The 13,592-nt window shown below is 57.7% G+C and carries 11 protein-coding genes; 8 read left to right on the top strand and 3 right to left on the bottom strand.

Translation table 11 applies throughout. The annotated features are described in order from the left end of the window. Nucleotide 1: 1 nt before the first annotated feature. The 8 genes from kdpC to RCI20_RS00720 all read left to right on the top strand — a co-directional run bounded on the left by kdpC (nucleotide 2) and on the right by RCI20_RS00720 (nucleotide 11,172). Nucleotides 2-574 (top strand): potassium-transporting ATPase subunit KdpC, encoded by a 573-nt coding sequence (gene kdpC, locus RCI20_RS00755; protein ID WP_306602550.1) that lies wholly within the window; start codon nucleotides 2-4, stop codon nucleotides 572-574. 18 nt (nucleotides 575-592) lie between these two features. After that, nucleotides 593-1,411, top strand: coding sequence for a TorF family putative porin (locus tag RCI20_RS00750; protein ID WP_306602549.1), 819 nt, complete (start codon nucleotides 593-595; stop codon nucleotides 1,409-1,411). 74 nt (nucleotides 1,412-1,485) lie between these two features. Beyond that, nucleotides 1,486-1,947, top strand: a complete 462-nt coding sequence (locus RCI20_RS00745) for a PTS sugar transporter subunit IIA (RefSeq protein ID WP_306602548.1) — start codon at nucleotides 1,486-1,488, stop codon at nucleotides 1,945-1,947. A gap of 162 nt (nucleotides 1,948-2,109) precedes the next feature. Continuing rightward, nucleotides 2,110-2,409, top strand: a complete 300-nt coding sequence (locus RCI20_RS00740; protein WP_306602547.1) for a hypothetical protein — start codon at nucleotides 2,110-2,112, stop codon at nucleotides 2,407-2,409. 190 nt (nucleotides 2,410-2,599) lie between these two features. Then, nucleotides 2,600-5,305 (top strand): two-component system sensor histidine kinase KdpD, encoded by a 2,706-nt coding sequence (gene kdpD, locus RCI20_RS00735; protein WP_306602546.1) that lies wholly within the window; start codon nucleotides 2,600-2,602, stop codon nucleotides 5,303-5,305. A 4-nt stretch (nucleotides 5,306-5,309) separates the two neighbouring features. Then, complete coding sequence (kdpE, locus tag RCI20_RS00730; protein WP_306602544.1) at nucleotides 5,310-6,002, top strand: two-component system response regulator KdpE; 693 nt, start codon at nucleotides 5,310-5,312, stop codon at nucleotides 6,000-6,002. 425 nt (nucleotides 6,003-6,427) lie between these two features. Next, on the top strand, nucleotides 6,428-8,095 hold the full coding sequence (locus RCI20_RS00725; RefSeq protein ID WP_306602542.1) for a ShlB/FhaC/HecB family hemolysin secretion/activation protein: 1,668 nt from the start codon (nucleotides 6,428-6,430) through the stop codon (nucleotides 8,093-8,095). Nucleotides 8,096-8,154: 59 nt separating this feature from the next. Then, complete coding sequence (locus RCI20_RS00720) at nucleotides 8,155-11,172, top strand: filamentous hemagglutinin N-terminal domain-containing protein (RefSeq protein WP_306602540.1); 3,018 nt, start codon at nucleotides 8,155-8,157, stop codon at nucleotides 11,170-11,172. Nucleotides 11,173-11,309: 137 nt separating this feature from the next. Here RCI20_RS00720 and RCI20_RS00715 read toward each other — a convergent pair whose 3' ends face one another. From RCI20_RS00715 to RCI20_RS00705, 3 genes are all read right to left on the bottom strand, one after another. Then, a complete protein-coding gene (locus RCI20_RS00715) occupies nucleotides 11,310-11,828 on the bottom strand; it encodes a phage virion morphogenesis protein (protein WP_306602538.1) in 519 nt (172 codons plus the stop codon). A gap of 83 nt (nucleotides 11,829-11,911) precedes the next feature. Continuing rightward, on the bottom strand, nucleotides 11,912-13,186 hold the full coding sequence (locus RCI20_RS00710; RefSeq protein WP_306602537.1) for a PBECR2 nuclease fold domain-containing protein: 1,275 nt from the start codon (nucleotides 13,184-13,186) through the stop codon (nucleotides 11,912-11,914). 189 nt (nucleotides 13,187-13,375) lie between these two features. After that, nucleotides 13,376-13,537, bottom strand: a complete 162-nt coding sequence (locus RCI20_RS00705) for a hypothetical protein (RefSeq protein WP_306602535.1) — start codon at nucleotides 13,535-13,537, stop codon at nucleotides 13,376-13,378. Nucleotides 13,538-13,592: the final 55 nt, after the last annotated feature.

The raw sequence follows: 13,592 nt of genomic DNA, 5'->3' as shown, positions 1-13,592 counted from the left end.
CATGAAAACCCTGTTGCGTCCTGCCGTCAGTCTCTTCGTTCTGCTTACTGCCGTCACCGGCATCGCCTACCCGCTGGCCGTGACCGGCATTGCCAAGCTCGCTTTTCCCGAAGCGGCCGAGGGTAGCCTGATCGTCCACGATGGCAAGGTGGTCGGTTCCCGCCTGATCGGCCAGAACTTCACCGATCCCAAATATTTCTGGGGCCGCCCCTCGGCCACCGGGCCGATGCCTTACAACGCCAGCGCGTCCGGCGGTTCCAACCAGGGGCCGCTCAATCCGGCCCTGGTCGATGCCGTCAAGGGCCGCATCGACACACTGAAAGCGGCCGATCCCACCAACCCACTGCCGATCCCGGCCGATCTGGTCAATGCCTCGGCCAGTGGTCTCGACCCCCATATCAGTCCGGCCGCAGCCGATTACCAGATCGCCCGTGTCGCCCGCCTGCGTCAGTTGCCGCCGACCGCCGTCCAGGCGCTGGTCAGCCAGCACACCGAAGGTCGCCAATGGGGCGTCTTCGGTGAACCGCGGGTCAACGTCCTGCAACTCAACATTGCGCTTGATTCACTGCGTTAAAAACACCGAGAGACTCATATGAAAAAGCATTCCGCTCCGCTTCGCTCCCTGGTCACCCTTGCGCTGACCGTCAGTTTTTCGGCACCGCTTCTGGCAGATCAGGTGCCAACCGCCGAGCATAGCCTGACCGGCAACCTCGGCCTGTTCTCCAGCTACCGTTTCCGTGGCATCGACCAGACCTTTGGCAAGCCAGCCTTGCAGGGTGGTTTCGATTACTCGCATGCCAGCGGTTTCTACGCCGGCAACTGGAATTCCAATATTTCGTCCGGTGCAGGTTATCCGGAAGGCAATCTGGAGATGGATTTCTATGGTGGCTATAAGGCCAGCTTCGGAGATTTTGGCATCGATCTCGGCAGCTTGTATTACTACTATCCCGGTACCGAGCTGACGATTTCGAACCGGGGGAAAACGCATACTGGCAGCGTCGATAACACCGAAGTGTACGTTGCAGCCTCCTGGAAAAACGTCTCCCTGAAGTATTCCCACGCAATCAGTGATTATTTCGCCATGCCGGGCAGCAAGGGAACGGGCTATCTGGATTTGTCCGCGAACTACGATCTGGGTGACGGCTGGGGGATCAATGGCCATGTGGGTTACTTGCGCTTTAAAAACGTGAGCAACGGTAGTTTTACTGACTGGAAACTCGGAGTAAGCAAGAGTATTTCTGGTTGGACGCTTGCTCTGGCCTACATCGACACCAATGCGCAAGGGAGTTGCGGCAGCAGTGAGTTCTATTGTTTTGCCAATTCCCTGAACAAGCAAAATGTCCAGAACGGCAGCCAGACCAAGGATGCTGGTCGCGGCATCGCGGTCATCTCCGCCAGCAAGACATTCTGATTCCGTGGAGGGGCCTGCTTTTAGTCCCTCCGCTCGGAACGTTGTCGACAGAACAATCTACAGGAGTAGTCCAAGTGAGCACCATTGCTGAATTGCTATCGAAGAAAGACATTCTTCTTGACCTGGAGGTGCCAAGCCAGATTCGTTTGCTACAGGAAGTGGCCCGGCATATGGAGCGTGAGCATGGCATGCCGCAAGAATGGGTGTATCAGAGCCTTTTGCGTCGGGAACAGCTAGGGTCAACGGCCCTTGGCGGTGGGGTAGCCATCCCGCATGCCCGGATCAAGTATCTTGAACGTATTCAACTCGCCTACCTGCGCCTCAAACAGCCCATTCCCTACGATGCACCGGATGGCAAGCCGGTGTCAGACATTCTTGTGATTCTGGTTCCGAAGGAAGCAACCGAAGAGCATCTCAGAATCCTGTCTGAAGTAACCCAAATGTTTTCCGATCCTCAGTTCCGTCAGCAGCTTTGCTTGTGCACGGAAGCGGCGGAGACCAAGAAGGTGTTCGACGCTTGCTTGCTTGCCGCATGAGGCTCTGATCAGGAGGTGATCGCTTTGCCCGGCATGACTCATGTGCCAGGGCAGCTAATTCGAAGAAATCATGGATACGCTGAATTTTTTACTGACATTAGCCGCCTTTCTCATTCCCGTGGGATTGGCCTGGTTGTTTATCAATCGAAAGTGAGAGACAGCATGAACGCTGAGCTATGTATCGGTATCGCCTCAACGAAAGAATCTCTTGAGGTTGCTGCGTTGGAACCCGGTAAGGCGGTGGTGGTGATGAAGTTTCCGGCAACGGGAATGGGCATTGAAGGGATCAGGATTTTTCTGTCCAGCTATGGAAACCCGGTACGGATGGCGGTGGCAGGTGTGGCGGCATTGAATCTTGCCCTGAAGCTCGGAAACGCCTCTGGACGGGAAACCTTCATCGTCTCGTCGACAATTGCCGATCACGCGCTAGCATTGGCTCATTACGCTGGACATGCGGCATAAGCCATCATGGTGCGACACATTTGCCCGGTTTGCGCTAAGCACCATGAGATCCATGTGATTCTGCATCGGTTGTCCTATGGTCGGCAGCGAACCTGTTCCCCACACTGCAAGGCGCTATTCCCCGGGCTGGTTCGAGCCCGGTTGCTGGCAGAGATAGCGAGAAATTTTCAGGAAAAATGAGGTCAAACCCATGTCCGATCAACGTCCCGACCCGGATCAGTTACTGAATCGCCTGAATGCTGAGGAAGCCAAGGCTCGGCGTGGCAAGCTGAAGATATTTTTCGGTGCCTCGGCCGGCGTCGGCAAAACCTACGCCATGCTGGGCGCTGCCCGGCAGCAACTCCTGCAAGGTGTTGATGTGGTGATCGGCATCGTCGAAACCCATGGCCGGATGGAAACGGAGGTGATGACCGACGGCCTGGAATATTTACCGCTGCGGGACGTTCCCTATCGTGATCGTGTGCTCAAAGAGTTCGATCTGGATGGCGCGCTGGCCCGCAAACCCGCATTGATCCTGATGGACGAACTGGCTCATTCCAACGTGGCTGGTTCACGCCATGCCAAACGCTGGCAGGATATCGACGAGTTGCTGGCGGCTGGTATCAATGTCTATTCCACGGTCAACGTTCAGCATCTCGAAAGTTTGAACGATGTGGTTAGCGGCATTACCGGCATCCGCGTCTGGGAGACGGTGCCAGACAAAGTATTCGATGCCGCTGACGAGGTTGTCCTGGTCGACCTGCCGCCAGATGAACTGTTGCAACGCCTGCAGGCTGGCAAAGTCTATCTGCCCAACCAGGCGGAACGGGCGATTCGCAACTTTTTCCGCAAGGGCAACCTGATCGCCCTGCGTGAACTGGCACTGCGCCGTACGGCGGATCGGGTTGACGATCAGATGTTGCAATACCGGCGCGACCAATTTGTTTCTCCGGTCTGGCAAACCCGCGATTCACTGCTTGCCTGCATTGGTACCGGCATGGGGGGAGAAAAAATTGTTCGGACGACGGCCCGCGTTGCCAGTCGGCTGGAAGCTCCATGGCACGCCATCTATGTCGAAACGCCGGCTTTGCAGCGTTTGTCTGAAGAAGCGCGCCATCGCATCCTGCGCAACCTTAAATTGGCTGAAGAACTCGGTGCCCAGACGGCAACGCTTTCCGGTAACGAGGTGGAAGAGGTCGCGGTCAAATATGCCCGTGATCACAATCTATCGAAAATTTTTGTCGGGCGGGATAGGCCGCGTCTCTGGCGCCCCTGGTATCGCTCTTTTGCCGAGCGGATAGGTCAGCAAGCCCCCGATCTTGACGTGCTCCAGGTGGCGCGTGCCGATATCGACAGGGAGGCCGGAAAGGGGAGAGACAGGCCTGTCGGTGACGGCATTTTCGATCAGTGGCCGTCTTACGCCAAGGCAGGCGCTGGATGCGCGCTAGCCGGGCTGGCTGCAACCGTGCTGTTTCCAATCGTTGATCTACCGAACATCGTCATGGTCTTTCTACTGGCGGTGGTGCTGGTCAGCGTACGTTACGGTCGCGGCCCCAGCGTACTGGCATCCTTTTTGTCGGTGGCTTTTTTTGATTTCTTTTTCGTCCAGCCACGTTTTTCCTTTGCCGTCAGTGATGTGCAGTACCTGATGACCTTTATTGTCATGCTGGCCGTCGGTCTGATCATCGGACAACTTACCGCCGGTTCGAAATACCAGGCCAAGGTGGCGACACGGCGTGAGCAGCGTGTCCGATCCCTCTACGAAATGTCGCGCGATCTGTCCGGCGCCTTGATGCCAGAGCAGATTGCTGAAATCGGCGAGCGCTTCATCGTGGCTGAATTGGGCGCTAAAGCGGCGTTCCTGCTGACCGATGACAACGACCGCTTGCAGCCTGCGCTTCCATCGGCGAATGGCATGCCGGTTGTCGATATGGGTATTGCGCAATGGGCATTTGATCATGCCGAGGCGGCCGGGCAGGGGACCAACACGCTGGCCGCCAGCCCCATCCTGTATTTGCCGTTGAAGGCACCAATGCGTCTGCGTGGTGTGCTGGCACTCGAAATACGCAACACGGATCGTTTGCTCATCCCGGAGCAGCGGCGACTGCTCGATACTTTTGCCTCGCTGATCGCCATTGCCCTGGAGCGGGTGCATTACGTCGAGGTTGCCCAGAATACGACCGTGCAAATGGAGTCAGAGCGTTTGCGTAACTCCGTACTGTCAGCCATCTCTCATGATTTGCGTACCCCGATGAGCGTTCTGGTCGGCCTGGCCGATTCCATGTTCCTGACCCAGCCGCCACCAACCGGCCCGCAGGCTGAAATTGCCCGATCGCTTAAGGAAGAGGCACTGCGCGTTAGCGGTCAGGTCAATAATTTGCTCGACATGGCCCGCCTGCAATCCGGGCGTATCGAGTTGAACCGTCAATGGCAGCCGCTGGAGGAAGTCGTCGTCAGTGCGTTGAAAACGCTGGAGCGGGCTTTAGCAGAACATCAGGTCATGGTTTCCCTTGATGAAAACTTGCCGCTGGTTAATATCGATTCCGTCCTGATGGAGCGGGTCATCTACAACCTGCTGGAAAACACCGTGAAGTACACGCCGCCGGGAAGTGCTGTCGAGATTGGTGCCACGGTCAAGGAAAGGCTGATTGAGGTCTGGATCGACGACAACGGCCCCGGCTTGCCGGAAGGAAAAGAGGAGGTGATTTTCAAAAAGTTCGAACGCGGTCAACCGGAGGGTACGACCCGGGGCGTCGGACTGGGGCTGGCCATTTGTCGTGCTATCGTCGAAGCGCACGGTGGAGAAATCCACGCTGAAAATCGCTTGCAGGGCGGCGCTCGCTTCATGTTTACCTTGCCCAAAGGTAATCCGCCTTTACTTGATGCCGAGGAAGCATTCGATGCCGAGGAAACTTGATTAAATGTCTGCCACCACGCCGACCGTGATTGTCGTTGAGGATGAAGCCAAGATTCGCCGCTTCATCAAGTTGGCCCTGGAGGCCGAGCAACTGAACGTGTTCGAAGCTGATTCAGTGGTCCGTGGCCTGATCGAGGTCGGCACCCGACAGCCTGATTTGGTTGTGCTCGATCTCGGCCTTCCGGATGGCGATGGGATTGACCTGATCCGGGACATGCGGACGTGGTCGGAAATTCCCATCATCGTTTTGTCCGCACGTACTGCCGAAGCCGACAAGGTGGCAGCACTTGATGCTGGCGCCGACGATTACCTGATCAAGCCGTTTGGTGCGGCAGAACTCCTGGCTCGGGTTCGTGCTCACCTTAGACGGCATTTCCGTGCGGGGGCCACGGGCGTGACGGTATTCGAGTTTGGCAAGGTTTGCGTCGATCTTGGCAAGCGGGTCGTTGAGAAGGATGGGGAACAAATCCACCTGACACCGATTGAGTTCAGATTGCTCGCGTACATGATTGCCCATCCTGATTCGGTACTGACACATCGCCAGTTGTTGAAGGCAGTCTGGGGGCCATCCCATATCGAGGATAGTCACTACGTTCGCGTCTATATGGGGCATCTCAGGAAGAAAATCGAGGATGATCCGACCCGGCCAAAATTCATTCTGACAGAATCCGGTGTTGGCTACCGTTTCGTGAGCTAGTACCGTTTCGGTGATCGACCAAGCTCTTATAGGTTTTGCCGCTATGTTCAGGTTCCTTGGTTGCCATAGCCTTGTTTCGTCATTCATCATGGCGCGCTGGCGCCAAGTCTTCAGCATGCCTTTCGTAGCGTTGCTCCATTGATTTTCGGGGCAGCCCGGCAATACGCGTAGCCGCTTGCTCGTGATTCCTGCGGTCGACTGCCCATTCAGGTGATTTTTGCGGCATAGCGGTTCAGCAATGTCGGTAGTTTGAGGCAGCACACGATCCGGTATCGGGACAAGCTGCTAACACCTTCTTGTGGTTTGCCGCTCAGTCGGTGTCTGTTTGTCTTGTGTTCGCCAGCCCACAGACTGTGGGGGCACCTTGCGGCCATCATGCCACCCAGAAAAGCCTGCATTGCAAGCTAACTTAGGGGATACAAAGCATGAAAAAGAACAAACTTCTACCATTTGCCCTGCTGGTTTTGAGTCAAAGCCTGCTGGCCCAGCAAGTGCCCAGTGCGGGCGGGCAGATGCAGCAGATTCCGCCCATACCCAGCCCGCCAAAAGCCGCACCGCAGATTGAGGTCAAGCCGGTTCAGGGAAGTGTCATGACTGCGCCCGATACGGCCACGATGATCGTCCAGCGCCTGATCGTGACGGGGGCGCAGACTTATTCCGAAGCCGAGTTGCTGGCGCTGACCAGGTTTGTGCCGGGGAGTGAGCTGAGTCTCTCCCAGTTGCGGGCAATGGCGGCAAAAATTGCGGTCCACTATCAGCGCAACGGGTTTTTCGTCGCGCAGGCTTACTTGCCGGCGCAAGACATCAAGGATGGCGTTGTCACCATTGCCGTGGTCGAGGGGCGCTACGGGCAGATCACACTGAACAATCAAGCGCCGGTTTCCAGTGCATTGGCCGATGGTCTGCTGAGTGGTATCCAGACAGGCGATCCGGTTACGTCGGCACCGCTGGAGAGCCGACTGCTGCTGCTCTCCGATTTGCCCGGCGTGGTCGTCAAATCGACCCTGCTGCCAGGGGCTGCAGTCGGCACCTCTGATTTGCGTGTTGACCTCACACCGGGGCGGCGTATCACCGGCAGTGTCGATGCCGATAATGCAGGCAACCGTTACACCGGCGCCTATCGGGCTGGTGCCACGGTCAATTTCAATGAACCCTTGGGCTTGGGCGATGTGGCCTCTTTGCGCGTGTTGACCGCAGGTTCCGGCTTGAACTACGGCCGCGCCGCCTACCAATTGCAATTGGGCAAAGCCAGCGTCGGTGTAGCCTACAGTTATCTTGAATATGAACTGGGCAAAGAGTTTAAAAGCCTGGATGCTCACGGCACGGCACAGATTGCCAGCCTGTATGGTCGTTACCCGCTGATTCGCTCGCGCAATAACAATCTCTACGCCGGGCTTGCGCTGGAGACCAAAAAGTTTGAAGACCGGGTGGATACGACGCGATCAGTCTCCGACAAACGCGCCCATGTGGCGACGGCCAGCCTGAACGGGGATTGGCGCGACAATTTTGGCGGCGGCGGGATCAATAATTACGCCTTCGCCTGGGGCGTCGGCGATATCGACCTGCAAACGCCGGTGGTGCGTGCCTATGACGATGCAACGGCGCGCAGCGATGGACATTTCAATAAATTCGCTTTCAGCGCCGCGCGGCTACAGCGGGTGACCGATAGCGTTTCACTCTCGGCGGCTCTCAGCGGTCAATGGGCATCGAAGAACCTGGACGTTTCCGAGAAGATGGAACTCGGTGGCATGTATGGCGTGCGGGCTTATCCAGAGGGTGAGGCTTATGCCGACGAAGGTTATCTGTTGAATCTGGAAGCCCGGCTGCAATTGCCGAAATTTTCCCAGAGCATGCCTGGACAAATACAGTTGATCGGATTTGTCGATACCGGCACGGTCACGGTGCACAAAAACCCGTGGGGCCCCGGCAAAAACACGCGAACGCTCAGTGGTGCCGGTGTTGGCGCGAACTGGTATGAGGCCAACAACTTCATGGTGCGGGCCTACTACGCCTTCAAACTCGGCAGCGAAGATGCCACCTCTGCCCCGGATAAGTCGGGCCGTTTCTGGCTCCAGCTCATCAAGTATTTCTGATCCGATTGATCGGCTCCCTGCGTGATCCCCTTGCCAGTTAAAAAATTTGGAGTTGCCCCATGAACCGTGCTTATCGATCTCTCTGGAACGCGCAGACAGCCACCTTTGTCGCCGTGCCTGAAAATGCCAGCAGTGCTGGCAAAAAAACGGCGTCGCGCCGAACCGTCCTCGGTGGTGCTGATGGTTTTGCCCTGAAAGCGCTGACCTTGCTCGTGCTGCTGGCCGTGGGGGGCAGCGTTAACGCCTTGCCCGTCGGTGGCGTTGTGGCTGCCGGTGGCGCCAGCATCAGCACGGGGGCCGGCAATACGAGCATCATCCAGACCACGCAAAATGCCGTGATCAACTGGCAGAGCTTCAACATTGGCAGTGCAGAAAGTGTGAACATCACGCAGCCGAACAACAATTCGGTCATGCTCAATCGTGTGCTGGGGGCTGATCCGTCGAGCATTCTTGGCACCTTGTCGGCCAACGGCAAAGTGTTTCTGGTGAATCCGAACGGTGTCCTGTTCGGGCCGGGGGCTTCGGTCAATGTCGGTGGTTTGGTCGCGTCCACGCTCAATATCAGCGACAGTGACTTCATGGCTGGACGCTACAAGTTCATCGGTGCGGGCGGGACGGTGCTGAATCAGGGCACGCTCAATGCAAATGGCGGTGCCGTGGCATTGCTCGGCGCTACGGTCAGCAACGAGGGCACCATCGTGGCCAACCTGGGTTCGGTAGCGTTGGCGGCCGGTAACGCCATCACTCTGGATGTGGCGGGTGATGGCCTGCTCAATGTCTCGGTGGATCAAGGTGCGGTGAACGCACTGGTCCAAAACGGCGGGTTGATCCAGGCCGATGGTGGCCAGGTGTTGTTGACCGCGCAATCGGCCAGCGGCCTGCTGCAAAGTGCGGTCAACAACACGGGGCTAATCCGGGCGCAGACGCTGGAGAACCACAACGGCACGATTCGCTTGATCGGCGACAGGCAAACCGGCACGGTGACTGTGAGCGGTGTACTCGATGTCTCGGGCACAGGAGCCGGGCAGACTGGCGGCAATATCACGCTGACCGGTCACCACGTCGGCCTGTTTGGCGGGCAACTCAATGCCAGCGGCGACGTCGGCGGGGGTAGCGTGCTGCTTGGCGGCGACTACCAGGGGACGAACCCTGCTGTGCCGAACGCTGCGGCGACTTACATGAGTGCCGATGCTGGCATCAGTGCGGACGCGGTGACGCGTGGCAACGGTGGCAAGGTTGTACTGTGGGCTGATGATTCGACGCGTGTCGCCGGTCGCATTACGGCTCGCGGTGGTGCGCTGGGCGGCGACGGTGGCCTGATCGAAACTTCCGGCCATGCACTGGATGTGGCGGGGATACGGGTTGATGCCAGCGCTGCAAACGGTTTGGCCGGTAACTGGTTGCTTGACCCGGCCGATGTGACGATTGGCGCTGGCACCATCGGTGCCACCTTGAGCGCAGGCGTTTATTCGCCGGATTCCGGTTTGAATGCGGCATCAATCGATGCGGCTGCCTTGGTCGCGGTTTTGAACGGCGGCACCGATGTTACCGTCACTACGACCAATAATGGCACGCCAGGCAGTGGTGTCGGTGACATTACCGTCGCCGCCGCGCTGACCTGGACGACCGGTAAAATCCTGACACTGAATGCGCTCCATGATGTGATCGTCAACGCGGGCTCCGCCATCACGGCGAGCACGGCAGGCTCCGGCATTGTGTTGAATGCCGGTAATGATGTGAAAGTTAATGCTGCGCTGGTCGCCAGCGCACTGGGCTCCAAGATCGCACTGACGGCAGGCCAGGACGTGCTGGTCAACGCCGCGCTCACCGCCAGTGCCGCAAATACCGTACTCAGCATGAGTGCGGGGCGTAACGTGGCGGTAACGTCGGCACTCACTGCCACAGGTAGCGGTGCCAAGATCGATTTGACTGCCGGAGGGAACGCCAGCGTCTTCACGACGACCGCCGATGGTGGCGGTGCCGTAAGCGTGATTGCCAACAAGGATGTGACGGTCAATGGTCAGATCAGCGCCAGCGGTGGCACGGTGCTACTGCGTGCCGACAGTGACGGCAGTGGTCCGGGCATCATTGGCGGGACCGTCATTTTTACCGGTGACAATACGGTCAGCGCGGTGAGTGCCGCAAACACCGTCGTTCGCTTCAATCCTGCCGGGTATGCCAATACGACGACGGAAATTGCCACTTACGTGGCGAAAATCGTGGCCGGTGGGGCCGACGTGAAAGCCTGGGTGTTCGCGCAGGGTGTCGACAAACAGTACGATGGCGATGCGACGGCAACGCTTCAGTTCCGGGATCCCCTGGGGGATAACCCCAATGTTGGCAACACCGTCACGCTGGATGGCGGCACCGCTACCTTCAACACCAAGGACGTTGGCGTGCTCAAGCCGGTCACCTTCAGTGGCTATAGCGTGGGCGGCCCGGACCTGGCCAAATTTGATCTCTATTCCGCTCTTGGGGTGGCTTCCGGTAACGGCACCACGACGGCGGCCATTACCCCGGCGCCGCTGACGATCAAGGCCAACGACGCCAGCAAGAACTACGGTGAGGTATTGACCCTGCCAACCACTGCCTTTACGACCCCGGTCGCGCCTGTCGCGGGTGAAACAGTCGGCAGCGTGACCGAGACGAGTCCGGGCACGCCAGTCACCGCCAGTGTGGGCGGCAGTCCCTATATCATCACGCCGAGCAGTGCGACCGGTGGCACCTTCAATCCATCGAACTACACCATCACCTATGCGACCGGTTTGCTGACGGTGCTGCCAAAAGCGCTGATCGGCAGCATCACGGCGGCTGACAAGGTTTATGACGCAACGAGCACGGCAACGATCACCGGCCGCACGCTGGTCGGCGTAGTGGGCGCGGATGATGTGACCTATACCGGCGGTACGGGGACTTTTGACACGGCAAGCGTCGGTAGTGGCAAAACGGTAACGGGCAGCGGCCTGGGTTTGTCAGGTACGAGTGCAGGCAACTACACGGTTAACCCGACAGTAGGGAGGGGGGAGAAATCGGATGGGTGGGATGTATCGAAAACGGCTTGGAAGGGCCGTGGTTAAAGGATTTCGGGCCTTCTTTGGAAAATTCTGATTTCCGGACAGTTTTGGGGTAAAAGTCGGGGTATTTCGGGAGAAATGTGCGGGAAATTGGGGGGCGTAGTACGGGAATATTCCCACTTTGAAGGTCGTTTATTCGGTCAGCGAACTTTATTTGCGACCTTAGACAAATGATCAGCAAGCACGTCTGCGATTAGTCGCTGGTCTGAGTCAGGAAAGCCAAGCAGTCGCCTGACCGGCAGGCCGGGGTGATTTACCCGCTTCCTGTAGATACCACCGAATTTGAGCGACTTGCCTTTTTTAGCGGTGATGACGTGGGGCCGGGAGCCGTCCTGATGGAATATCGCCGGGAATCCATCGCCACTATCGAAGCCCAAGCGTAACGAGTCGCTTGTCACCTGATAATTGAGGTTACGCAGCATGCGGCCGGTACGCATGAGCGGGCCACCTTTACGCGGCCCGGCCGATTTTGTTGATTCGGCCAGCTCCTTCCAAGGATTTCCATCCGGGTCGACGCCGGCTTTGTGGCGATCCTGATTCTCTATCAACAAGGATTCGCCGACGCTACCGAGCATTTGTTGCGGCGTTGCCACCTCACGGCGGATGGCTTCCATGATCTGAGCAACATGGCTTGCTTGAAACTCGATTTTAAATTTCATATGATGACCTTGTGGTGATGAAGCTGCGGCTCTGCTTAGCCCTCAAATCTGACCCACTGACGCGGACTTGCAGGTCCGCGTTTTCATTTCTTGAACAGCAGCCGACCAATCCGCTGCTTATCAAAGTAGGCGGCGCGGTCTTCCGGTGATTTCTGTGTGCCCATGAACGTTGTCGCGCCAGACCACCCACTACTACCCCACTCGAACACCGCAAAGCCGTATTCGTCCGTGCCTTCGATCTGGAAGGCGCGCAGGTAGCGGCGCTTGAGGCGCCAACGGCCTTTTTCATGGTGATCCTTGACCCAGCCCCACCAGATTTCGTCGGGTTCGATCAAGGTCATTGCCAACAGGTTGATGGACTCCAGACGCGCAGCCTTGTTGGGCGACGATAGCCATTTGAAGTCGCCGCTTCCGTCCTCGAAAAGTGCCTTGGTGATCGCCAGCGTGCTACCAGCAGCGTCAGTGAATGCGACGCCTTGATCTACCGTCGCGCCGAATACATCAAGGAAGTCATCGACCGCAATTTCCGGCGGTGTTCCTGCTGGCAAGCGCACGCTGGACGGAACGGTTGTCGGACTCGGCATGCTCGGCCGCTTACTGTTGGTCGGCCACGGTGTGCCACGCTCTTTCAACACAGCATCGTAACCTTGCAACGGCGGCACGGTATGCGGTTCAAGGAAGGCCTTGCCAGGGCTGTAGGCGAAGCCGGGGTCGATGCCTTTAGGTACTCGAACGGTTCGGGGGTTGCTGCCGTTCTTGCCGACAACTCTTTCTTCCCATTCGATTGGCGGTGCCTGATCCGGGCCTGTCTTGCCGGCTTTCTTCCAGCGTCGTTCGGCTTCGACGCGGGACAGCGAGCGTTTGCGACATTTGCAGCCCCAGCCGTTTTTGGGTGAGTGCGTGTCCCACCAGATATCGTCCAGCGGGATAATCAATCCATCCCATGCCTTGTGTTCGAGGCGCGGATGCTCAATGCTGGTGTGGTCGTATAGGCCGTAGGGGCGCAGGTGCTTGATGGCCTGCATCTGCTGCTCGCGGCCGGCGTTGTATGCCTGGTCTACGTTGGTGTCGTAAATGATCTTTGAACGCCACCCAGGCGTGCCATTGTGTGACCAGCCGTGTTTTTTGACGATTTCCGGGAAGGCTTTCTGGAATTCGGCGAAGCCGCCAGATTCCTTGGCCTTGGCGATGGCGTTGTAGAAGTCTTCTACCAGGTCATCCGACGTGGCACCGGCTATAACGAATGCGTGGCTGTGCTGTTCCTGCCAGATGTCGGTCCAGCCGGAAGACGGCAGCTTGATCTTCTTTGCGAAGAAATCGGCGGCTTCGGTGAAGGGGAGATAGGCGGGATTGGTCACGTCAGTTTTCCAAACGATGGCGCCAAGCCCACAGACGTTCGTTGGCCTTGATCAAACCGCACAGGATTTGCTGCGATGGGCCAAAATGCCACTTTTCCCAAAGCAGGCCCGCACAGTGAAAGAACACAGCGACGGGAAAAATCAACACAACTTTCATCCTCTTTCTGTTCATCACTGTGCTGTATCCGATTAAAAGAACGTCGGTTGCGCCACGCTGCGGGTCAGCGCCATCAGGCCGGTCTGCATGTCGGTTGCACCAATGCTTACCCAGCGTTGGTCGGTTCCCTCGGTCGACCGCAGCTTTTCCACCAGTTCGCCGAGTTCTGCCCCCTTGGACTTGATCTCGTTCATCAGGTCGATTTCGTTCTGGTCAGTTCGCGATAACCCTTGATCTTGCGATGTTGAT

The organism is Azonexus sp. (assembly GCF_030824335.1).
In the GTDB taxonomy this organism is placed as follows: Bacteria; Pseudomonadota; Gammaproteobacteria; order Burkholderiales; family Rhodocyclaceae; genus Azonexus.
This window is presented reverse-complemented; position numbering and strand designations above follow the sequence as displayed.

Excerpts from the sequence above, each read along its gene's own strand:
- kdpC (WP_306602550.1), top strand. The coding sequence starts at position 2 with ATGAAAACCCTGTTGCGTCCTGCCGTCAGTCTCTTCGTTCTGCTTACT.
- RCI20_RS00750 (WP_306602549.1), top strand. The coding sequence starts at position 593 with ATGAAAAAGCATTCCGCTCCGCTTCGCTCCCTGGTCACCCTTGCGCTG.
- RCI20_RS00740 (WP_306602547.1), top strand. The coding sequence starts at position 2,110 with ATGAACGCTGAGCTATGTATCGGTATCGCCTCAACGAAAGAATCTCTT.
- kdpD (WP_306602546.1), top strand. The coding sequence starts at position 2,600 with ATGTCCGATCAACGTCCCGACCCGGATCAGTTACTGAATCGCCTGAAT.
- kdpE (WP_306602544.1), top strand. The coding sequence starts at position 5,310 with ATGTCTGCCACCACGCCGACCGTGATTGTCGTTGAGGATGAAGCCAAG.
- RCI20_RS00725 (WP_306602542.1), top strand. The coding sequence starts at position 6,428 with ATGAAAAAGAACAAACTTCTACCATTTGCCCTGCTGGTTTTGAGTCAA.
- RCI20_RS00720 (WP_306602540.1), top strand. The coding sequence starts at position 8,155 with ATGAACCGTGCTTATCGATCTCTCTGGAACGCGCAGACAGCCACCTTT.
- RCI20_RS00715 (WP_306602538.1), bottom strand. The coding sequence starts at position 11,828 with ATGAAATTTAAAATCGAGTTTCAAGCAAGCCATGTTGCTCAGATCATG.
- RCI20_RS00705 (WP_306602535.1), bottom strand. The coding sequence starts at position 13,537 with ATGAACGAGATCAAGTCCAAGGGGGCAGAACTCGGCGAACTGGTGGAA.